Annotated in this window: 19 protein-coding genes; 1 reads left to right on the forward strand and 18 read right to left on the reverse strand. The window is 30.7% G+C overall.

Annotation, left to right across the window (positions count from 1 at the left end):
• Positions 1-82: 82 nt before the first annotated feature.
• The 16 genes from IX290_RS07155 to IX290_RS07230 form a co-directional block, all read right to left on the reverse strand.
• Positions 83-271, reverse strand: a complete 189-nt coding sequence (locus tag IX290_RS07155; protein ID WP_211492528.1) for a FeoB-associated Cys-rich membrane protein — start codon at positions 269-271, stop codon at positions 83-85.
• Positions 272-302: 31 nt separating this feature from the next.
• On the reverse strand, positions 303-2498 hold the full coding sequence (gene feoB / locus IX290_RS07160; RefSeq protein ID WP_211492529.1) for a ferrous iron transport protein B: 2196 nt from the start codon (positions 2496-2498) through the stop codon (positions 303-305).
• A 26-nt stretch (positions 2499-2524) separates the two neighbouring features.
• Positions 2525-2755, reverse strand: a complete 231-nt coding sequence (locus IX290_RS07165) for a FeoA domain-containing protein (RefSeq protein WP_211492530.1) — start codon at positions 2753-2755, stop codon at positions 2525-2527.
• Positions 2756-2846: 91 nt separating this feature from the next.
• On the reverse strand, positions 2847-3071 hold the full coding sequence (locus IX290_RS07170; RefSeq protein ID WP_211492531.1) for a FeoA domain-containing protein: 225 nt from the start codon (positions 3069-3071) through the stop codon (positions 2847-2849).
• A 234-nt stretch (positions 3072-3305) separates the two neighbouring features.
• The gene (gene nrdG, locus IX290_RS07175) at positions 3306-3812 is read right to left on the reverse strand and encodes an anaerobic ribonucleoside-triphosphate reductase activating protein (RefSeq protein ID WP_211492532.1); all 507 of its coding nucleotides are present in this window, start codon (positions 3810-3812) and stop codon (positions 3306-3308) included.
• 19 nt (positions 3813-3831) lie between these two features.
• Complete coding sequence (nrdD, locus tag IX290_RS07180; protein ID WP_211492533.1) at positions 3832-6024, reverse strand: anaerobic ribonucleoside-triphosphate reductase; 2193 nt, start codon at positions 6022-6024, stop codon at positions 3832-3834.
• Between the two features lie 133 nt (positions 6025-6157).
• Positions 6158-7000 carry a WYL domain-containing protein gene (locus IX290_RS07185; protein ID WP_211492534.1) on the reverse strand — a complete coding sequence of 281 codons (843 nt, stop codon included), beginning with the start codon at positions 6998-7000 and terminating at the stop codon, positions 6158-6160.
• Between the two features lie 134 nt (positions 7001-7134).
• Positions 7135-7926 carry an ABC transporter ATP-binding protein gene (locus IX290_RS07190; protein WP_211492535.1) on the reverse strand — a complete coding sequence of 264 codons (792 nt, stop codon included), beginning with the start codon at positions 7924-7926 and terminating at the stop codon, positions 7135-7137.
• Positions 7919-8773 (reverse strand): ABC transporter permease, encoded by an 855-nt coding sequence (locus IX290_RS07195; protein ID WP_211492536.1) that lies wholly within the window; start codon positions 8771-8773, stop codon positions 7919-7921. The genes IX290_RS07190 and IX290_RS07195 overlap by 8 nt, the downstream gene beginning before the upstream one ends.
• Before the next feature lie 18 nt (positions 8774-8791).
• On the reverse strand, positions 8792-9721 hold the full coding sequence (locus IX290_RS07200) for an ABC transporter substrate-binding protein (protein ID WP_211492537.1): 930 nt from the start codon (positions 9719-9721) through the stop codon (positions 8792-8794).
• A gap of 264 nt (positions 9722-9985) precedes the next feature.
• Positions 9986-11914 (reverse strand): [FeFe] hydrogenase, group A, encoded by a 1929-nt coding sequence (locus tag IX290_RS07205; protein ID WP_211492538.1) that lies wholly within the window; start codon positions 11912-11914, stop codon positions 9986-9988.
• A 208-nt stretch (positions 11915-12122) separates the two neighbouring features.
• Positions 12123-12326, reverse strand: coding sequence for a hypothetical protein (locus tag IX290_RS07210; RefSeq protein ID WP_211492539.1), 204 nt, complete (start codon positions 12324-12326; stop codon positions 12123-12125).
• Between the two features lie 27 nt (positions 12327-12353).
• Positions 12354-12833 carry a DUF1456 family protein gene (locus IX290_RS07215; RefSeq protein WP_211492540.1) on the reverse strand — a complete coding sequence of 160 codons (480 nt, stop codon included), beginning with the start codon at positions 12831-12833 and terminating at the stop codon, positions 12354-12356.
• A gap of 102 nt (positions 12834-12935) precedes the next feature.
• Complete coding sequence (locus IX290_RS07220; protein WP_211492541.1) at positions 12936-13709, reverse strand: ATP-binding cassette domain-containing protein; 774 nt, start codon at positions 13707-13709, stop codon at positions 12936-12938.
• Positions 13710-14561, reverse strand: coding sequence for an ABC transporter permease (locus IX290_RS07225; protein WP_211492542.1), 852 nt, complete (start codon positions 14559-14561; stop codon positions 13710-13712).
• Positions 14562-14603: 42 nt separating this feature from the next.
• Entirely contained in the window at positions 14604-15584 is a 981-nt protein-coding gene (locus IX290_RS07230) for an ABC transporter substrate-binding protein (RefSeq protein WP_249168891.1), read from the reverse strand.
• 612 nt (positions 15585-16196) lie between these two features.
• Here IX290_RS07230 and IX290_RS07235 point away from each other — a divergent pair.
• Complete coding sequence (locus IX290_RS07235; RefSeq protein WP_249168890.1) at positions 16197-17729, forward strand: ABC transporter substrate-binding protein; 1533 nt, start codon at positions 16197-16199, stop codon at positions 17727-17729.
• A 56-nt stretch (positions 17730-17785) separates the two neighbouring features.
• Here IX290_RS07235 and IX290_RS07240 read toward each other — a convergent pair whose 3' ends face one another.
• Both IX290_RS07240 and IX290_RS07245 read right to left on the reverse strand, forming a co-directional pair.
• On the reverse strand, positions 17786-19528 hold the full coding sequence (locus IX290_RS07240) for a phosphoenolpyruvate carboxykinase (RefSeq protein ID WP_211492543.1): 1743 nt from the start codon (positions 19526-19528) through the stop codon (positions 17786-17788).
• 186 nt (positions 19529-19714) lie between these two features.
• On the reverse strand, positions 19715-20965 hold the full coding sequence (locus IX290_RS07245) for an aminotransferase class I/II-fold pyridoxal phosphate-dependent enzyme (RefSeq protein ID WP_211492544.1): 1251 nt from the start codon (positions 20963-20965) through the stop codon (positions 19715-19717).
• Between the last annotated feature and the right edge of the window lie 62 nt (positions 20966-21027).

Below are 21027 nucleotides of genomic sequence, written 5' to 3' on the forward strand. Positions count from 1 at the left end.
TTCTCAGCTACTTTCTATCTTATTATTCAAATTATAATTTCCTAATATATAAAAAAAAGCACCAGAAGGTGCTTTTCCTTATCTATTTTTCTTCTTCATGATGATGTGCTCCACATGAAGAGCATCCACCGCTACAACTGCATTTATGATCTGTACCATGTCCACCACCACAGTCGCATCCACCTTTTCCTGTTAAAAGCTTATATACACTTTTTAATGCGAAAAAGGCAATAATAGCTACGACTATCAATAGAATTACAGTCTTTACCATAGTTTTTTCCCCTTTCTATATAGAATGGATATTACATAAACAATTTACCTACTTGGAATATAATTACTGAAACTATGTATGGAACGAAAGTCATTAATATAACAACCTTTCCTAAGAATTTCCATCCAAATTCCTGTTTAATTGCAGCAAGTGTTGCTACACATGGTATTACAAGTAAAATGAACGCCATAAATGAATATGCTCTTAGAGATGATAATGGATCATTAGGCCATAGATTTGCTGTAGCCTGAACTATTCCTGTTCCCTCTTCTTCTATCTCTTCTTCATCTGGAGTTGAGAACAATCCCTTAACATCCATACTTACCATTGCCACTGCTGAATCTTTTATTGCAGATCCAAGCCCTTTAATCTGTTCTTTTAAATCTCCTGTAAAATCATATGTTTCAGGTTCTGCAGATTCTTCCTCAGCATTACCTCCTGTTGGTAAAACTTGAGCTAAGAATCCAACTACTACTTCTTTCGCTGCTATACTAGGTGGAATAGCTGCTACAACTTCCCATCTATCTCCAAAACCTGTTGGAGCCATCACTGTAGAGAAACTATGTCCAAATTTAGCTATATAAGATTTATTTGGATCTCCTTTACCTGGGAAATATGTAAGAGCCCAAAGTATTAACATGATTCCTAATATTACAGTTCCTGCTTTTTTAATATATGCATGAATTCTTATTCCTGTAGAATGCATAATTACTTTCAAACTTGGAACTCTATATGGCGGAAGTTCTATTAATAAGGCTTTTTCCTCAACTTTAAATTCTTTAAATCTCTTTAAGAATATACCAACCATAATTGATACAAAAATACCTAAAAGATATAAAGTTACAACTACAAGTCCACCTTTTGCTCCGAAAAATGCTGCAGTAAATAATCCATATACTGGAAGTCTGGCACCACATGACATGAATGGTGTCATAGCAGCTGTCATCTTTCTTGATGTTTCATCCTCAAGAGTTCTACTAGCATATATTGCTGGTACAGAACATCCAAATCCAACAACCATAGGAACAAATGATTTACCATTAAGTCCAACTTTTCTCATTATTTTATCCATTAAGAAAGCAACTCTTGACATATATCCACTTTCTTCAAGTATTGCTAAGAAGAAATATAAGAATAACATTACAGGTATAAATGTAAGTACTCCTCCAACTCCTCCAACTATACCATCAGTAACTAGTGAATGTAACCAGTCTGGAGTTCCTTCAACTAATAATCCTACATATTTTGCAACGAAATCATTAAAAAATCCATCTACCCAATCTATAAATGGTGCACTACCATTAAATACTACTGCCATGACTCCTGCCATTATAACAATGAATAATGGGATACCAAGTATTCTATTAAGTAAAATTTTATCTACCTTATCAGTAAAGTCAAGTCTTGATTTTACTGATGTTGTAAATGTTCTGGCAAGTACTCCATTTACTGCTCCATATCTTTGCTCTGCAAGTATTGTTTCAGAATCATTATCATACTTATCTTCAAGTTTTAATATTTCATCTTCAAATATTCCTGCTGCATCTATTCCATATTTAGATTTTAATTTTTCTAATATATGTTTATCTCTTTCAATAAGCTTTATTGCAATAAACTCACTTGAATAATCAGCTATTGCTTTTTCAAATTGCTTATCCTCTTTAATTTTTGCCTCTATACTTCTCACTACTGCACTTGTAGTTTGATCAAATGGTAGAGAGAATTTCTTTTCTTTTTTCTTTCCAGCTAGTTCAACTGCTTTATCCATGAGCTCATTTATTCCAGTTCCTTTTAAAGCTGATACAGATACAGCATCCATTTCCATCATCTGTTGAAATTCTGGAAGTTTTAATTTATATTTTAATTTGTCAAATTCATCACAGAAGTTAAGAGCCATTACAGTCGGCTTTTCCAATTCTTTTACAAGATAGCTTAGATATAAATTTCTTTCTAAGTTTGTTGAGTCAACTACGTTGATAACAACATCTGGTTTTTCTTCTAATATAAAGTCCCTTGTTATTTTTTCTTCCAAACTATAAGGGCTTAAGCTATATACACCTGGCAAGTCAACTAATTGAATCTCCTGTCCCTTATAAACAAAATAAGCCTCTTTCTTTTCAACTGTTACTCCTGGCCAGTTTCCTACTGTCAATTTGGATCCTGCTATGGCATTGATCAATGCTGATTTACCAACATTCGGATTTCCTGTAAAAGCTAATTTAATCATACTATTCTCCCCTCTATTTAATCTATTTATTCTTCTACTCTTTCTACTTCAATATTTTTAGCATCTTCTTTTCTTATTGCAATTCCTGTAGCTTTTACAACATACTCTTGAGGGTCTCCTAAAGGCGCATTTCTCTCAAGTTTGATTGTTTCACCAGCTGTTATTCCCATATCAACCAGTCTTTTTTTCAATTCTCCTATTCTTCCAATCTTGATAATTCTCGCTTTTTCTCCACGTCTCAAGTCACACAATTTCATCCACAAAACCTCCATAGTATTCAATAATTAAATATTTTGATGTTCAAAGTTTATTTACAAATAACAACAGCCTTTTCAGGCTGTCAAGAATCTATTTTTCCTGTAGCATAATTTTATTTGCTATTGCAAAACTAAGAGCATATTTTATAGTATCATTAATTTTTACTATAAAGCAATCTCCCTTGCCATCCATTACTCTTACTTTATTTCCAATACAAAGCCCTTTTTCTAAACAGCAACATTTAGAACGACCTCTTCCTTTTATCTCTTTTATATAGAAATCTTTATTTGGTTGTGCAAAACACAAAGGTACCATACGATCCTCTCCTTTACACCTATATTCTATGCTTAGTGTAATTATAAACAAAAAAGAAACGTTTGTCAATAGAAAATCTTTGATTATAAAAATATTATTTTTAACAAAAATATTATTATCTCTTAATATATGTTGCAATTCTTAATTTTTTATGTGTAAAAAAGGTAGAGATATGTCAAAATCTCTACCTTTTATACATTTTTATTTCATTTAAAATATAGTTTTATTATCAAACTACTGATAAATCACAATAGAATTTGTTGCTAAACTTTTTTGTACATCAATAACTCTCTGGTTATTACTTCCCTTCCATTTAAGGTTGAGATTTTTCTCTTCTAGCATAAACTTTCCATCTATTAAAACATCACACAGTGATATAAGTTCAGATCTTTTCTTATCACTCATTATCTGTTCCCATGTAAATCCTGACCATATCCACACATCTTTATCTGGAAAATTTGCTCTGAATTTTTTTAAAAAATTTATCAGTGTCTCAGTATTTTTATAGTAAGTTGGATCTCCTCCCAATAGAGATAAACCTCTTGCTATACTACCGTACTTCTTAAAATAATCAAATATTTCATTTTCCTCTTTTTCAGTAAATGGATTTCCATAGTCAGGATCCCAGGTATCTTTATTAAAGCATCCTTTACATTTGTGAGTACATCCACTTACAAAAAGACTCACTCTTATCCCTTTACCATTTATCATATCTGAATATTTAATACCAGAATAATTCATCTTTCCGCTCCTAACATCACTAACAATTATGTTTAACTCTGCTCATTATTTCTTTTTGTTTTCCTTTATTAAAAGGTCTTGCGTTAGGCTGACTTAGGTATCCGCACACACGTCTTATAACACTCATTTTATCATTGTCATGGTTGCCACATTGAGGACATTCAAAACCTCTTTCAGTTGCTAAAAACTCTCCCTTAAATCCGCACACATGACATTTATCAACAGGCTGGTTGATTCCCATATAGTGAATTCCTACCTCTTGTGCATATTTTAAAATACTGTGGATTGCTTCCACGTTATTTTTTAATGAATCTGTTTCAATATACGAAATATGCCCTCCAGCAGAATATTTATGTCCTAATGCTTCCATTCTTAATTTTTCAAATGGATTAATTTGAATATGAGAAGATACATGGAATGAGTTGTCATAATATCCTTTATCTGTAATTCCAGGAATATCTCCAAATTCTTCTCTATCTATTCTTGCAAATCTATCACATAAACTTTCTGATGGTGTTCCATATAATGCAAATCCAAGATTTGTCTCTTTCTTAAACTCCTGAACCTTATCTGCTATATGTTTTAATATAGCGTAAGTTTTATCATAGATCTCTTCATCTTGTGAGAAATCTTTTCCATATAGAAGTTGTGATACTTCACTTAGACCTATATATCCTATAGATACAGTTGCATATCCTCCCCAAATAAGGTCTTGTATTGTCTCTTTTGGATCTTTAACTGCAAGTGCTCCAGACATCCATAAAATTGGTGCCATTTCAGCTTGAGTCTTCTCAAGATAGTGTGCTCTGAACAGTGAATTTTCTTTACATAGATCCATTATTCTATCAAGTTCTTTGTAGAAACCAGCTTCATCGCCTTTGTTTTTAATTGCTATTCTCGGTAAATTTATTGAAGTAGCTCCAATATTAAATCTTCCTGAATAAATCTCTTTTCCATCTTTATTTTTCCAAGGAGATAAGAAAGCTCTGCATCCCATTGGGTATACAACAGTTTCATTCTTCCATTGCTCTTCAGTAATAAACATAATATCTGGATAGATAGATTTTGTCATACACTCAAAAGCCATCTGTGAAATATCCCAGTTTGGATCTCCTTCATTTAAATTTAATCCATCACACATTGCATAAACTATCTTAGGGAAAATAGCTGTTTCTTTTTTAGCTCCAAAACCTTCCATTCTAGTTCTAAATACATACTCCTGAACCATTCTTCCTTCCCAAGTAGTTTCAGTTCCAATTCCTATTGTTGTAAAAGGAGTTTGACCATTTACAGTAGATAGAGAGTTTATTTCATACTCTAAACCTTGCATAGCCTGTTTTATTGATTCTCTAGTTAAATCACAGCTATACTCATATGCTAATGGATATTTTTCTTTAAGTTCAAAATTTAAATACTCAATATTTCCACCATCTATTACTCTATCAACCTCTTCCTGAGGCACTCTTTCTACATATTTAAGCCCTTTTCTGAAATGTTTTTTAAAACTTTTTTTAATATATGGAACTAATGCTCTGTCTAAATAAGGGATTGAGCATCCACCATAAGTATTAGATGATACTGAAGCAATAATCTGAACTATATGCCCTACAGCTACATCAACAGAATTTGGTTCTAGCATCTTGGCATTCCCAATATTACATCCACCCTTTAACATTCTTTCAATATCAACTAATTCACAATTTGTTTCTTTAAATAATAGATAATCAAGGTCATGAATATGAATCTCTCCTCTTTCATGAGCTTTTTTAAGATGTTTAGGCAATATCTTGTTTAAATAATAATCTTTAGACGAAATACCAGCTAACAGGTCTCTTTGAACTGAGATTGTCTTAGCATCCTTATTTGCATTTTCACTTAACATGTCGTCATTTGACGCATCTACAAGTTCTGCAATATTTTTATAAATTCCTTTTTGTTTATTTCTTATTTCAGTTTTTATTGTTCTATAGCTTTGATAAGATATAGCAATATCCTTTTCACTTGATGCCATTAGTTTTTTAACAACTAAATCTTGTATTTCCTCTACTGACATTCTTTTATTTTCAAGGTTTTCAATCTGTGTTGCAATTTTGTCAGCAAGTCCTTTGTTGTCAGGTTCTGAGCTTTGTTTAAAAGCCATAGTAATAGCTCTCACTATTCTATTTTTATCAAAATCTACAATACTCCCATCTCTTTTTATGACTTCTTTCATCCTTCTCCTACCTCACTTACTTTAACTTTTTGCTACTGTGTTCATTATACATCATAAAAAAAATAAATAACAATATATACTATATATAGTGTTTATAAAAAAAAACTTAACACTATATAGTGTTAAGCTCATATTATTTATACAGTTCCAGAACCTCTAAATACTCCTTTTTTATCTCTTCTCGGAGTTCTTTAGGCTCTAATATCTCTGCCTCTTTTGAAAACTGTCTAAAGTACAATTTAGCATTTTCATTAGCAGCTTCAAAAGAATAGATATCTCCATCTTTTTTTATAAGTTTTGGACGATAGTTAGTCAAACTCTTTAAAAGGCTGTATCCTTCCTCTGTAAGTCTAACTTTTACAATATTTCCATTCCCTAAAAAGGGGTCAAAATTTTTACGCATATTTTCAATATATTTTTTATCTTTACCTTTTATCTTTTCTTCAAGAATAGAAACTATTTCCAATTCCTTTAATTTATAGTTTGCATATACTTTTCTCTCTTCATCATAACAGAATAAAAAGTTTTCATCTCCACGTTCTTCACGTTTAATAAAATACGGTTCTACACTGAAAACTCTTTTTAAATACTTTATTCTCAATTTTTTCTTTGCCTTAATAGCTTCCAGAATACTTTTTACTCTATCTTCAAATATGAAAAGCTCTCTTTGGTATTTAAATTTTGAGGTATAGATTTCAAATAACTCTCTGAAGTATTCTGCCTCTACATCTACCTCATTTGCTCTTAAGACATCATAGTATATCTCTCTATTAGATACATTCAAATCAAACTGAATTATCTTGGTAACAGGTCTTCCCTGTGTTTCAAGTAATTTCTCAGAATCCATCTTTTTGTTGTACTTAAATCTATCTAATATATAGTTACATAATTTATTATTATTAATTCCAAATTCTTCTGTATCATTCCGCATCAAGCGCCATATATCCTCTGGAACAGTCACTCTAATTTTTTTCATCACAAATTTCTCCCAACAAGTATTATTTTTCCATTATAACATAAATAACACTATATTTAAAGTAACAAAAAAATCAGTATAAACAAATATTTGTACTGATTTTTTATTTCATTATTTAAATCAATCCTATACTATCAAGCTGAAAATAACTCACTGTCTTTTAAATAAGCTTCTCTGTTATTAAAAATATTTAAAAGTTTTTCTGGAGTCAAATTCATTTTCTGTTTTCCCTTTATATCTAAAATTACCTCTCCGTTATGTAACATTATAAGTCTGTTTCCATAGTTTATAGCATCCTGAAGATTATGAGTTATCATAAGAGTTGATATCTTATTTTTTTCCACTATCTCCTTAGTTTTATCCATTATTATTTTAGAAGTTTTTGGATCAAGTGCTGCTGTATGCTCATCTAAAAGCAAAATATCAGGTTTATTTAATGTTGCCATTATAAGAGCCAAACACTGTCTTTGCCCACCAGATAGAGATCCAACTTCTGTATCCATCTGATTTTCTATCCCAAGATCAAGTTCCTTTAATATCTCTTTATAATGCTCTTTTCTTTTTTTATTTAGTCCCATTGAAAGTCCAAATATTTTTCCTTTATTATCTGCCATTGAAAGATTTTCAAATACAGTCATAGATGGAGCTGTTCCCATACTTGGATTCTGATATACTTTAGAAATAAAGCTTCCTCTTTTATGTCTTGGCACACTGCTTATCTCTTTACCATCTATATCTATACTTCCGCTGTCTATTGATATATTTCCAGTTATTGTATCTAAAAGAGTAGATTTTCCTGCTCCATTACTCCCTATTATAGATATAAAATCTCCTTTTTCTACCTTTAAATTAAGATTTCTGAACACTGTCTTAGTAGTCCCAAGATCTGTTATAAAACTTTTAGAAATTGAATTTATATTAAGCATTTGCTACTCTCCTTCCCCTTTTCAAAGATTCTTTTTTTATTTTCATATATATGATTAATACTACCAAAACTGAGGTAATAAGTTTCAAATCACTGGCATTCATACCAATACGAAGTGCTAAAGATATAATTCCCTTATAAACTATTGTTCCAATTATTACCATCAAGGTTCCTCTAAATAGTTTATGTTTACCTAAAATTGCCTCACCTATAATAATAGATGCAAGACCAGTTATAATTGTACCTGTCCCCATTCCTACATCAGCAAATCCCTGATATTGTGCAAGAATTCCACCTGATAAGGCTACAAGACTGTTTGAAATCATAAGTCCATATATTTTCCATCTTTTTTCATCAAGTCCCAATGAAATTACAAGACTTTCATTATCTCCTAATGCCTTTAAGGCAAAACCAAACTTTGTGTTTAAAAGAAAATCCACTGCCAATTTTACCACTATCAAAAAGATTAAAGTAATTACAATTGGTGAAACAGTTCCATGAAAAATATTCTTAGTCATAAAAAGTGGAATATTTGATTTTCCCATAATTCTCAAATTCACACTGTATAATCCAGTCATCACTATAATTCCTGCTAAAAGATTTGTAACTTTTAATTTAACATGTATTATTCCAGTTATGGCTCCTGATATGGCTCCTAATACCATAGCTGCACATAGAGCAATAAAAGGATTTATTCCCTTCACTATAAGTATTGCACTAACTGATGCACCTAATGGAAAGCTTCCATCTACTGTCATATCAGGGAAATCAAGTATTTTATAGGAAATATACACTCCTATTACCATAATTGCAAGTATAAAACTTTGCTCTAAAGTTCCAGCTATCATCTTTTCTCCTCCTTTTTTCTAATAGTATTTAGCATCTTTTAATGCTTCATTTGAAAGATCAACTTTATATTTTTCTGCCATTTTCTTATTTATAATAAGTTCCATATTTTTCAAAGTTTCAATTGGCATATCTTTAGGACTTTTTCCCTTTAACACTTCTATTGCCATCTCTCCAGTTTGATATCCCAATTTTTCATAATTTATTGTTTTTGTAACCAAAGCTCCCTGTTTTACCTGATCTTCTATACAACCTATAACAGGTACTTTAGCTTTGTTTGCTCTATCTAAAACAAGAGGTGTTGCAGATACAACAAGATTATCTGTTGGAACATATAATACATCTACTTTTGTTAAAAGCTGGTCTATTCCTGAGGCTATATCATTTATACTGTTTACTCCTGTTTCAACTATTTCAAGTCCAAGTTTTTTTCCTTCCTCTTTTGCATTATCAACTTGCACCTGTGAATTCTGTTCACTTGTATTATATAAAATTCCAACCTTTTTTATTCCAGGTAACATATCCTTTGCCACTTTTAATTGTTCATATACAGGCATCATATCACTTGTTCCTGTAATATTTTCTCCTGTAAGACCTGCAGCTTTTGGATCAGTTACTGCAGTAATTAAAATAGGTATATTTTTTGTAGAGTTATATGCAGCCTGTGCACTTGGTGTCGATATTGCAAAAATCAGATCTTTATTATCCTGTGCAAATTGCTGACCTATCATCTGTGCTGTTCCAAAATCTCCTTGAGCATTTTGATACTCTATCTTTGCATCCTTATATCCATTTTCTTTCAATGCCTTTTCAAATCCATCTCTGGCAGCATCTAATGCTGGATGTTCAACTATCTGGCTAATTCCAATTTTTACCTTTCCAGCCTCTTTAATCTCATTTCCCATTACTATTGTTGAAAGCAGTAATCCCATTATAAGTAGTTTTTTCATAAATTTCCTCCCAATGTGTTTTTATTTATAGATTTATGATACTCCTTAATGGCTGCTTTGTGTAGATAACAATTATTTTTTTTATTTGTTCTACCTCTTCTTATAAATCCGCTATTTTCAAGGAAGTTTAAAAATAAAAACTACAGTTTCTTGTTCGTAGCTATCTTATCATTTATATTTATGCATAAAAAAACTACACCCTCCATCTTAGTTGTCTAAGATTTTGGGTGCAGTACAATATACCCTCTGTATTATCTTTTTAGATTATTTAAATTTTGGGAAATATCTAGTATGTAAAAGTTCGTGTGCCTTGTGGCTTAAAGGATAATCTAAGTATTTATCATACATAGCTTTTACATATGGATTTTCGTGAGATCTTCTTATTTCAAGACTTCTATCTATATTGTTTAATCCTTCAGCTCTCTTTTCTAGAACAACCTGTTTTTTAAGTGCTTTTGGTTGTCCTCCTCCACCGATACATCCACCTTTACATGCCATGATTTCAATTGCGTGGAAGAATTCTTCTCCTGCTCTTATCTTGTCAAGCATTTTTGCTGCTTCTTCAAGTCCATGAGCAACTCCAATTCTAAGTTCAATATGTCCAATAGTTAATTCAGCTACTCTAAATCCATCCCATCCTCTTAATTCAGAAAATTCGATGTTATCTAAATGAGTACCAGTTATTGTTTCAATAGTAGTTCTTGTAGCAGCTTCAATTACTCCTCCAGTTCTACCAAATATAATTCCTGCTCCTGAATATTCTCCTAATGGATTATCAAATTCCATATCTTCCATCTCTTTTAGATCAATTCCACTTTCTTTGAATATCTTAATAAGTTCTCTTGTAGATATTACATAGTCAGTGTCATAGTTATCTCCTCTTGAGAATTCTGGTCTTGCAGCTTCATATTTTTTAGCAAGACATGGCATTATAGCTACAGATGCTATTCTTTCTCTTGTATAACCCATCTCTTTTCCCCAAATATCTTTTGCAATAGTTGAGAAAATTTCCATAGGTGATTTAGCTGTTGATGGAACGTCCATCATATCAGGATAGTTTTGCTCGATAAATTTAACCCATGCTGGACAACAAGATGTTAGAATTGGAAGTCTTACATCTTCTCCTTTATAGAATTTTTCAAGTCTTTCTTGGAATTCAGCCGCTTCTTCCATTATAGTCATATCTGCAGCCCATGTAGTATCAAATACATAGTCTACTCCAAGTTTCTTTAATCCTGCAACTAATTTTTTCTCTACGTTTGTACCAGGTTCAAATCCAAAAGCTTCTCCAATTGCAACTCTTACTGCTGGTGCAACTTGTACTACAACAAGTTTTTTAGGTGTAGCAATGTCTCTGAATAGATTTAATGTATTATCTCCTTCAAATATTGCTCCTACTGGACAAGTTACAACACATTGTCCACAGTGAGTACATCTATCAGTATCGATTTCATGTTTTTCTTTTAATTTTCCTTTGATACATTTTACTGGACATACTCTTGCACAAGCTGTACATCCAATACATTTTTCAGTAATTCTGAATTTTAAAAGGTGCATACATTCTCCAGCTGGACATCTGTGATCTTCTATATGCGCACTTATTTCATTATAAAAATCATCATCTGCAATAGCCTCTAATATAAGGTTATGTTCTTGATGAAGTCTGTTTTTAATAATATCTGATAGATATCTTAATAGGTAAACGTCTCTCATGTTAGCTTTACCCTTAGTAATTCTATCTAGTATTCTCCAAATTCTGTCAATCTCCTGTTCAACTTGACGATACTCTTCATATTGATTGTTATTAACTTTACCAATTAAAAATTCAACATAGAATTTTGCAAAAGCTACTATACAGTCTTCTTCAGATAAAATAATGATATTTCTTTCAATTCCTTCTGGGAATAGTGAGAAGTCTATTACTTTATCAAGACTTTTTGATGTAAGGAATCCTCCAAATGGTAATCCGAAATGTGCTGCTTTGAATTTCTTTTTATTTTTGATTCCACCAACCATTCCTATTACATCTCTTAATGTAGAATTTTCAGGGATTTCTATAGCTCCTGGATTATTAACCCTCCCTGCAACTGTAATAAGCTTGTCATTCTTTTTTTCTACTTGCTCTTCTAAGTCCTCAACTACAGAGAAAACTGATCCATATGAACTCTGAAGAATAAATCCTTGTTCTGACATTTGTCCTCCTACTTTTCTTTTAAATTTAATTAATACTTAATTATGTCCACTCTTATTTAACTTTATAAATTATCACCCATATTCTATCAAAAATATACAAAAATTCAAGTTTTTTTTTATAAAGTTTACAATTTTGCCAAACTTTTTTATAAAAAAGAATAAAAATAGCTCATTATTGTGTTAAATGAGCCATTGTTGTAAAAATTTATTAAATAAATATTTGAAAAAGTGTAGTAAGCACAGTAACAATCATTATTTTTATCATTAAAACCTTTTGATATATAGGCATTCTTAAAGTTAGCATATAATGTCTTAAATTCATATACCCTTTATATTTTTTCTGTCCATTCAAAAACATAAAAACATCAAAAGTAATTACCAATAAAATATTAAAAATAATTGTATGTGCCATTTCTACAAATTTCCTCCTGTGATTCTATTACCCTCTATAATATATTACTAATCCTTTTAAAAAGTTTCTAAGATATCTATCTCCACACTCTCTATAGTTTTTGTGATCTTCTTTTCTGAAAATTGCACTTAGTTCAGATGGAGAAATTTCAACTCCAGCTAATTTTAAAACGTGAAGCATATCTTCACTTCTAAAAGATAAAGCTATTCTTAATTTTCTCATGATTATATTATTTATATTATTTTTAGTCATCTTAACAGGTTCATGAGTTGTTCCAGGAGCTTCTTCTTTTCTACCCCTTTTTACAACTATAAGTCCATCTAAAAATGCTTCTAACATTTGATTATTGCATTTTAAGAATCCTTCATCTTCTGATTTCTTAAGGATATTTAACACATCTTCTCTTGTTACCTCGTATCCTCCCTCTTTAAAAATCTTTATCATGACATTGTCTTTTATATCAAGTGCATATCTTACTCTTCTAATTATATCGTTATTTACTAACATTTTACCTCCATAATATAAGATATTTTCATATCTTTTGTACTCTTTATTGTATCTCATATACAAAAAAAAGTCAATGATAATAAAAAAGCATACTAGGAGACCCTAGCATGCTATTCTTTCTTCTTTCCCTATTTTAGATATGTATATATTTGAAAGCTCTCTTTCTGTTATATCAGTACTCTTTACATCAAGTATTACTTGTCCCTTATCAAGCATTATAATTCTATCTGCATATTTTACTGCATCACGAAGATTGTGAGAGATCATCATAGCTGTGATTTTTTGTTTATCTATGAGTTTTTTAGTTTTATTCATTATCATTGCAGAAGTCTTAGGGTCAAGTGCTGCTGTATGTTCATCTAATAGAAGAAGTTCTGGTTTTTTAAGTGTTGCCATTATAAGTGATAAAGCCTGTCTTTGTCCCCCAGATAAAAATTTTACCTGTGTATTAAGTTTATTTTCTAGACCTAAATCAAGTTCTTTTAGAAGTTCAATAAATTTTTCTGTATTTTGTTTTTTTATAAGATTTCTTAAAGAGAATTTTTCACTTTTCTTAGCTGCAAGTGATAGATTTTCCAAAATTGTAAGAGATGGTGATACTCCTCTTGATGGATCCTGATGTACCTTTCCAATTTTAAGTGCTCTTTCTTCCTCTTTCATCTTTCCTAAATCTGTATCTCCAAGGATTATATCTCCACCATTATCCTTTATTGATCCGCTAATAAGATTAAAAAGTGTAGATTTACCACAACCATTTGATCCTAATATAGCAACAAATTCACTGTCATTTACCTCTAAATTTAACCCATTAAATATATTAACTTCATTTTCTGTCCCAGCATTAAAAGTCTTTTTTAAATTTTTTATAACAAGCATTTATTCCACTCTCCTCTTCAACTTTGCAAATGGTATATTATTGTATCCTATAAATACAATTACGATAATAGCACTAATTGCTTTTAGATCTGTTGGTGCAAATCCCAAATCAATTGCAAGGCCACCTATAAGTTTATAACTTATTGCTCCAAGTATTGCTCTTGTTGTTCCTTTTATCTTAGTTACTGTCTTAAGTATTGTGTCTCCTATTATTATAGAAGCAAGACCAGAAACTATTATAGAAGTTCCCATATTTATATCTGCAAATCCCTGGCTTTGTCCCATCAAAGCTCCACTTACTGCAACAAGCCCATTTGATAGTGTTAGCCCAAGAAGTTTATATCTATTTGAATTAACTCCCAACCCTTTTACTACATTTTCATTATCTCCAGTAGCTATTAGAAGATATCCTATCTCTGTTTTTAAAAATCTATCCATCAATATCTTTACTATTAATACTATTATTACTAGAACAACTAAAGTATTTCCATAATCAAATACTGATGCATCGTTATATAAAGGTATATTAGCTTTTCCATTTATTCTCAAGTTTATTGAATATAATATTGTAAGTGTAAGTATTCCTGCAAGTATTGCTGCAATTTTCATTTTTATATGTAACCAGTAAGTTACTGCTCCTCCAACCATTCCTACTGCAAAAGCAATAAGTGTACATGTTATTGGATTTATTCCTAAAGTTACAAATCTTGCAAATACAAATGCTCCTAATGGAAATGTTCCTTCAACTGATAAATCTGGAAAATCCAGTATTTTATATGTTATAAATACTCCCATTGCCAATACTGAAAATATAAGTCCCTGTTCTAATGATATAGTAAAAAGTGAATCCATTTTATAACCTCTCAATCCAACCAATCTCAATTAGTCTGTATTTTATTTGATAAATTCAGCTCCTTCAAAAGCTTTATTATCTCTATCAATTTTTAATTTTTTCATTGTCTTCTCATTTACAACCTTTGTTGTTGTTTTAGATGTTTCAACAGGTAACTGGCTAGGTTTAACTCCATCTACAAGTATTTTCTTTGCCATAGCACCTGTTTGTTTTCCAAGTTCATAGTAGCTAAGTCCATTTGTCATTAATAGTCCACCTTTTACGTGAGCTTCTTCAGCACCAATTGAAACTATCTTTCTAGAGTTTACTGTTTTAGCTATAAGTCCAATTGATGAAGCTACTATATTGTCTGTTATTCCATAAAATGCATCTGATTTCTTTGCTAAAGAGTTCATTGCCTGAGGAATGTCATTTATGTTATTAACTCCTACTGGAACTATCTCTATTCCAACTCCCTCTGCTACTTTTTTAGCTTTACTTACCTGAATCTCTGAGTTTGATTCACTTGTATTGTATATTATTCCAACTTTTTTTATATTTGGATCAATCTCTTTAAAAAGTGCTAACTGTTTGTCCATTGGAGTTGCATCAGTTGTCCCTGTCACATTCCCTCCAACATTATCCATAGAATCCACAAGTTGTGAATATACAGGATCTGTTACTGCACTAAAAAGTATTGGTATATCTTTTGTGGCCTGTTTTGCTGTTTGAGCTGATATTGTTGCTATCCCAAATATCAAATCCACTTTATCAGCGACAAATTTTTGAGCTATAAGTCCTGCAACTCCTGTATCAGCTTGTGCATTTTTATATACAAAATCTGCATTGACTCCCTCTGCTTTAAGTTCATCTTCAAAACCTTTTCTAACTTCATCTAAAGCTGGGTGTTCTGCAAATTGGCTTATCCCAATTACAAATTTCTTTTCAGCTCCCTGGGCACTTTGACTAATCATCATCCCTAGCCCTAACATTGCCATTCCAAATCCCTTTACTACTGTGCTACAAATACTACTCTTTTTCATTTTTTCCTCCCTCTTTGAAAATAAAAAAAACCTTTTTACGAATTGTAAAAAGGTAAAGTTTTATATATTAATTCAAAGTGAGTCACTAAGTGCCTCCCTGAAAAAAACTACAATATATTATTATTCCCTACTATTCTACAATCCTACTATTTTTTCTACTCTCAAAATCTACTATTTTACTGTTCTACATTTGTTTCTTAGGTGGATTATACCCAAATTTGGCCTATTTGTCAATAACTATTTTCCAAAAATATTTTTTTAATTTTTTTTATAGTTTCAAAACCCTTAAAATTTATAGCTTTTTGTGCTATTACAGCAAACAAAAAATTAATTTTTACTTGACAGAACAAAAAAATAAGAATAGAATCCACCCTAAGAAATCACACAAAAGGAGGAATAACAATGTTTAGAACTTATTTTAATTTTAAAAGCTTTTATTTTTTTTATTATCTATACTATTTTTTTATATACATCAAAGAAAAATATGATGTTATTTTAGGTTTAGTTCTAAACTATCGTAGAGGAATAATATAAACTGTATTTTCCAGTTTATATTTATCTGTACAGCCTAAAGGCTGTTTTTTTTTACAAAAATATATTGGGAGGGAATTTATGAAAAAACTTATATCAGCACTAATCATCTTTATTCTTATATTAACCTGTGGAAAACTCTTACTTGGTAAAAACAATGAAAAAAAAGAAAAAACAGAGTATAAAGATACTTTTATTATTGCTCAAAAATCTGATGCTAAAACTTTAGATCCTCAAAAGAGCATAGACTCTGTATCAAATAAAATTATCAATACAATTTTTGATACTCTTGTAAAAATGGATGAAAATCTAAATATACAACCATCTTTAGCTACTTCTTGGGAAAGAATTGACGAAAATACAACAATATTTCATCTAAGAAAAAATGTCAAATTCCATAATGGAGATATTCTTACCTCAGAAGATGTAAAGTATTCACTTGAAAAAGGAGCAACTTCTCCTCAAACTGCATACTTACTCGATATGATTAAAGAAGTAGAGATAGTTGATAAGGACACTGTTAAAATCATTACTGATAAGCCTTTTGGTCCTCTATTAAGACATCTTTCAACTACACCTGCATCTATTGTCAATAAAAAAATTGCTATTCAAATGGGAAATGATTTTTTTAATCATCCAATTGGGACTGGACAATTTAAACTTAAAGAATGGATTCCTGGAGATAAAGTTATCCTTTCAGCTTTTGATGAAAATTGGGCTGGAATTCCAACTATAAAAACACTTATTTTTAAGAATATTCCTGAAGTTAGTAATAGAATGATTTCTTTAGAAACAGGCGAAGTGGATGCTGCTTTTGACATTGGTATAATGGATAGACAGGCTCTTCTTAAAAGTTCAAAACTGTCTTTAATAGAAGTTGAAGCACCTTCTCAATTATACTTAGCTTTTGATCAAACAAATCCAATATTAAAAAATCTAAAAGTTAGACAAGCTATATCTTATGCAATTGATAATGGCAGTATTGCTGATGCAGTCTTTAAAGGTGCTGCAATCCCTGCAAATTCATCTATTCCTACTGCAATAAAAGGGCATTTAGATTCACTTAATCAATACAATCAAAATATTGAAATTGCTAAATCTCTTTTGAAAGAGGCAGGATTTCCCAATGGGTTTAATATGGATCTTTGGGTCAATGATGAATCAACAAGAGTTGATATGTGTATAATAATACAAGATCAGTTAAAGCAAATTGGAATAAATGTAAATGTTAAAGTTTTTGAATGGGGAACTTACTTAACAAAAACACTTGAGCATAATAAACCCTTATACCTTTTTTCATGGAACTGTACAACTGTAGATTCAGATTCCGTATTATACCCAATGTTTCACTCTTCACAACGTAATGGCTCTGCAAATAGAAGTAACTATGTAAATGAAACTGTTGATATATTACTTGAAAAAGCACGTCATTCAATTGATGAAGAACAAAGAATTAAATTATATGATGAAGCCCAGGAAATAATCCAAAATGAACTTCCTCATTATGTAATTGTATATCCTAAACTTAATATTGGAATAAATAACAGTGTTAAAAATCTTATTATGTTAAAAAATGGATACATTGATATTTCAAAGACATACATCTTAAAATAAAAATAAAAGAAACTGCAACTATAATCTCTCATTACAGTTGCAGTTTTTTAATATAACTATTTTATCAATTCAAATAATTTTTGTGCTGCTTTTAAAGGTCCCTCTTTTTCCATTCCCTTAATTCCTAATTGAGTCTTAATCTGACCAACTTTTACGCCTTTATCAAACATATCTTTAAAGAATTTTTCTATAAGTACATCTGTTTCCTTTTGTTTTTGCATTGGACCAAATGGGTTTGCAAAGTAAGATTCAACTATACCTACTTCACTTGTTGTTCCCTTAGCCATTCTTCTACCAGCTTTGAAAACTTCTATTGCATCTTTATAATCTTTAAAGAATTCCAATTCATCATTATCTGCTTTATCGTAGTTATTTGCATAGAAGAAGAAATCCACTGGATATCCCTTCATAATCTCTGCATAAGATGTAATTGGTATGATAATTCTCGAGTTTTTCTTATCTGGATTCATAAAAATACTTCTGTCAATCTCTTTATATGCATATCCTACATCTAAGTCATCCAATCTTACAAAAGCTCCAATCTCTGTTCCCACTCCAATAGGTGCATCTGTTCTATACTCAGAACTTCCTGGTAACAATGTTCCCATATCATCAAATATTACCTTCATATCTTTTACATATTTTTCGCTAAGTTTTCTAAATGCCTCTAAGCTTTCTGACTTACCTGCTCCACTGTCTCCCATTATAACAACATTGTAGTTGTTTCCATTTTTCATATTGATATGAACCATAGCTCCATGTATTGGAAGTCCACCTTTTTGAATCATTCTTATATTGTGAAGAGTTAAAATCATTTTTTTCATATAACCGAAGTAGTCAATATCTTCTCCGTAGTTTGCATATCCAATCATCATATTATTTATTTTATCATTGTAAAATACTGTTTTCATTTCAGTTGAGTAGTCTTTTACTCCATAGATATAGATAATATCTGGTTTTCTATTTCTATACTCCTCTTCTCTTGCAAGTTCAAACAGGTTACATAGAGCAACTCCCTGAGACATGAAATATCTGTTAAAGTATATAAAAGCTAGTGATTCTCCAACTTTAGCTGGATAACAGAACCAGTTTTCCTCATTTATACAGATATCTTTTAAAGGATTTTCAAATACTTCCTGGAATACTCCTGTTCTTGTATTTCTTTTTGGATATGTTATAAATGGTGGTTGTAATATTATTGTCTCTATAAATGGTACTTTTTCAAGAACAGAATATTCTGCTGGACAGTTTCTATTCATATCATTTAAAATAATTCCAGCATTCACACCAGCATTTAATTGTCTATATACTCTGTGCTTATACCCCATTACAGTCTCTTCTATCTGTCTGTAAGTGCTTAAAATAAGATTTTTAAAATTATTTATTGCTTCAATAAAGTTAACATTTTGAAGACCTTCACCTTTTTTACTATTTCTTACAATGGCATATCTTTCAAATTTTCTCCAGTAAGTATACAGTTTTTCAATAAATTCAATCAGACTATTTTTATCTCTGAAAAGTCTTTGATACTTTTCTTCTAGGCTACATACTTCGTTATTATCCAATACAATAAGCAATTTAAAAAATCTTGTCATCTCTTTTACAAGATCTGCATCTTCATCAAAACTATTTTTTATATATACGTAAACTGGGCTTTGTCTTTTCTCAATTCTATCAAAATAAGCTTCCAATATTCTTCTAAAACCATCACTATTCAACAATGCCTCTGCATTGTTACAATATTTTACAGTAAAATTAACAGTGATACTATTTCTATTAATTGTGGCTTCCTGTCTCATTATTTCCCTCCTAATATTTCTTGAACAAGTATAATTTATCACTTATAAATTCTAATGTCAAGCGAAAATGAAATATTTTTATTTTTTTATTTAAAAAATAAAAAAATATTTTTAAATACATATTGTTTATAAATATAAAAGCTGATTTCAAGACATATTTCTCGCAACCAGCTTTTAGTCATTATTTTATTTCTTACTCTCTTCAATAATATTTTTAATTCTTCCAGCAAGGCCTTTTATTTTTGATAAAGGTACACTGCAAAGTGCTATTCTTACCCCTTTAGATAGAACAACTGTAAAAATATTGTTTTTTTCTAAAAGTTTTTCTACAGCAGATGTGTACTCATAAGTTGGTATAGTTAAGAAAAAACCACTCTTATAAGGCAAAACCTCTAATCCACACTCATCTGCTTCTTTTAAAAATAGTTCAGCTCTTTTATCTAATAACTTCTTAAAATATCCTCTTTCTTCTTCAAGTCTGTTACGTAACTCTTTATCCAGCATAATACTACTAAAAAGTTTCATTCCACCTCTAGGTATATTTGACCATGTTGATCTACAGCTAAATGAGTTAGCAGTATCAAACTCCTCAATTACACCTTTTGATTTAGAAAGAGCAATCTGAGCCCCAACTCTTAATCCATAACTTGTCAATGCCTTAGAAATACTAAATGCAAATACTACTAGTACCTCTTCTGGAAAATTCTTTAAAAGTTCAAATACAGCTCTCTTTTCTTCTGGAGTTCTTGTATCAAAATCAGTGTAAGCTATATCGATAATGAGAATTATATTTGCCCTCTTTGAAGCATTCGTTACAATCTCTTTTAACTCTTTCCATTCATCTATTGTAAGTCTGCATCCTGTTGGATTTTGACATGGATCATTTATTACAACAACGACATTCTCCTGAGTTTCTGCTAATTTAAAAATCTTCTTTCCTAAAGTTTTAATATCTATATTGCCATCATCATCAAACAATGGGTAATACTCTACAAAACCCTCTTTTTCTTTAACCATAAGGATATAAGGACTCCATAACCACTCTGGTAAAAGAGCTTTATCACCCATATTCATATAATTTTTAATAGTATTACTAACTGCACCAGTTCCTCCTGGTGTTGCAATAACTGAAGTGTAATGCCCATCTAAAAATTCTTCGTAATCATCTCCAAATACAGAGATTAAAACACTTTTTTTGTAATTCTCATCTCCAGTAAAGCTACTTGCATAATTAGCAATCTCCTCGTCTGGCAATGAATGATAAACATCCATCACTGTTTTTAAAACAGCTAATTTCCCATTTTCATCATAAAGTGATCCAATAGTTGCATTGACAACATTTTCATCACCGTATTTTGCTATTGCTTCCTTAGCTCTTTTGGCAGTACTAAAAACCTTGTCAGTTAATCTTCTACTTTCATACCCACGTGCTAACATTAAACCCTCCCATATTAATTTACTTATCTAAAATATAAACTTTATTTTCTGGATTGTCAATA

The organism is Fusobacterium sp. DD2 (assembly GCF_018205345.1).
Lineage (GTDB): Bacteria > Fusobacteriota > Fusobacteriia > Fusobacteriales > Fusobacteriaceae > Fusobacterium_A.

Bases quoted from the DNA above. Each gene is read 5' to 3' on its own strand.
- IX290_RS07200 (WP_211492537.1), bottom strand. From the start codon at position 9,721: ATGAAAAAACTACTTATAATGGGATTACTGCTTTCAACAATAGTAATG.
- nrdG (WP_211492532.1), bottom strand. From the start codon at position 3,812: ATGAATTATTCTGGTATTAAATATTCAGATATGATAAATGGTAAAGGG.
- IX290_RS07215 (WP_211492540.1), bottom strand. From the start codon at position 12,833: ATGTTAGTAAATAACGATATAATTAGAAGAGTAAGATATGCACTTGAT.
- IX290_RS07165 (WP_211492530.1), bottom strand. From the start codon at position 2,755: ATGAAATTGTGTGACTTGAGACGTGGAGAAAAAGCGAGAATTATCAAG.
- IX290_RS07235 (WP_249168890.1), top strand. From the start codon at position 16,197: ATGAAAAAACTTATATCAGCACTAATCATCTTTATTCTTATATTAACC.
- IX290_RS07170 (WP_211492531.1), bottom strand. From the start codon at position 3,071: ATGGTACCTTTGTGTTTTGCACAACCAAATAAAGATTTCTATATAAAA.
- IX290_RS07225 (WP_211492542.1), bottom strand. From the start codon at position 14,561: ATGGATTCACTTTTTACTATATCATTAGAACAGGGACTTATATTTTCA.
- IX290_RS07245 (WP_211492544.1), bottom strand. From the start codon at position 20,965: ATGTTAGCACGTGGGTATGAAAGTAGAAGATTAACTGACAAGGTTTTT.
- IX290_RS07240 (WP_211492543.1), bottom strand. From the start codon at position 19,528: ATGAGACAGGAAGCCACAATTAATAGAAATAGTATCACTGTTAATTTT.
- IX290_RS07205 (WP_211492538.1), bottom strand. From the start codon at position 11,914: ATGTCAGAACAAGGATTTATTCTTCAGAGTTCATATGGATCAGTTTTC.
- IX290_RS07185 (WP_211492534.1), bottom strand. From the start codon at position 7,000: ATGAAAAAAATTAGAGTGACTGTTCCAGAGGATATATGGCGCTTGATG.
- feoB (WP_211492529.1), bottom strand. From the start codon at position 2,498: ATGATTAAATTAGCTTTTACAGGAAATCCGAATGTTGGTAAATCAGCA.
- IX290_RS07230 (WP_249168891.1), bottom strand. From the start codon at position 15,584: ATGAAAAAGAGTAGTATTTGTAGCACAGTAGTAAAGGGATTTGGAATG.
- IX290_RS07190 (WP_211492535.1), bottom strand. From the start codon at position 7,926: ATGCTTAATATAAATTCAATTTCTAAAAGTTTTATAACAGATCTTGGG.
- IX290_RS07210 (WP_211492539.1), bottom strand. From the start codon at position 12,326: ATGGCACATACAATTATTTTTAATATTTTATTGGTAATTACTTTTGAT.
- nrdD (WP_211492533.1), bottom strand. From the start codon at position 6,024: ATGAAAGAAGTCATAAAAAGAGATGGGAGTATTGTAGATTTTGATAAA.
- IX290_RS07195 (WP_211492536.1), bottom strand. From the start codon at position 8,773: ATGATAGCTGGAACTTTAGAGCAAAGTTTTATACTTGCAATTATGGTA.
- IX290_RS07220 (WP_211492541.1), bottom strand. From the start codon at position 13,709: ATGCTTGTTATAAAAAATTTAAAAAAGACTTTTAATGCTGGGACAGAA.
- IX290_RS07155 (WP_211492528.1), bottom strand. From the start codon at position 271: ATGGTAAAGACTGTAATTCTATTGATAGTCGTAGCTATTATTGCCTTT.